Raw genomic sequence first — 773 nt, 5'->3', positions numbered from 1 at the left:
AGATGACGCTGATCGGCAGCCGCAACGCGCTGCGCGCCGACTTCGACCATGTCGCCGCCTCGATCCGCGACGGCGCGGTGCCGCTGGCAAAGCTCGTCACCCATCGCACGACGCTTGGCGACACACCGCGCGACCTCGCCCGCTGGGCGCATGAGAAATCCGGCCTGATCAAGGCGGTCATTCAGGTCGGATGAGACCGGGATAGACGCGCACCTAACTACCGCGCCGACAATTTGAGCTCGACGCGCTCAGCCGGAAAGCGCGTTTCGGCGAACTGGATCGGCTGGCCGTCCGGCGTGACGTTGACGGCGACCGTGACCAGCACGATGGCGCCGGACTGCAGATCGAGATCGGCGAGATCGGCGGCATCTGCGTGGCGCGCCGACAGCACTGTCGATTGCCTGAGATAGTCACTGATGCCGAAACGCTGGAGCGATGCGGTCACCGATCCAGTTTCCTCGATAGCGGTCTCGATGCCTGCGAAGCGCTTCGCATCGAACCAGCCGGTGGCACGCGAGACCGGCTGGCCGTCGGCTTCGCCGCGCGTCTCAAGGCGCATGACATTCGAACCCTTGGCAAGCCCCAGCCCTTCGGCGACGCGCCGGCTGGCCGGCTCGACCGCCGATTCGAGCAGCACGCTGCGGCGCTCCGTCGCCTGCCCTTGCAAGCCCTCCGAAAAACGGGTGCGGGCGCCGATCGGATAGGACAGCCGCTTGCGCGAAAGCACGAAAGTGCCGCGCCCCTGTTCGGCCCTCAGCACGCCATCCTGCACC

The 773-nt window shown here is 67.0% G+C and carries 1 protein-coding gene and 1 pseudogene; one reads left to right on the top strand and one right to left on the bottom strand.

From position 1 onward, the window contains the following. A pseudogene (locus EOA86_RS36910) lies at positions 1–194 on the top strand (dehydrogenase); the annotation flags it as partial. Between the two features lie 23 nt (positions 195–217). Here the strand turns inward: EOA86_RS36910 and phnF are convergent. Further along, positions 218–773, bottom strand: a 556-nt coding sequence (phnF, locus tag EOA86_RS36905; RefSeq protein ID WP_128345853.1) for a phosphonate metabolism transcriptional regulator PhnF, incomplete at its 5' end; no start/stop codon positions are given.

The organism is Mesorhizobium sp. M5C.F.Ca.IN.020.32.2.1 (assembly GCF_004023105.1).
Taxonomy (GTDB): domain Bacteria; phylum Pseudomonadota; class Alphaproteobacteria; order Rhizobiales; family Rhizobiaceae; genus Mesorhizobium; species Mesorhizobium wenxiniae.
Note: the sequence above shows the minus strand (reverse complement) of the source record. Positions and strands in the feature narration are given on the sequence as shown.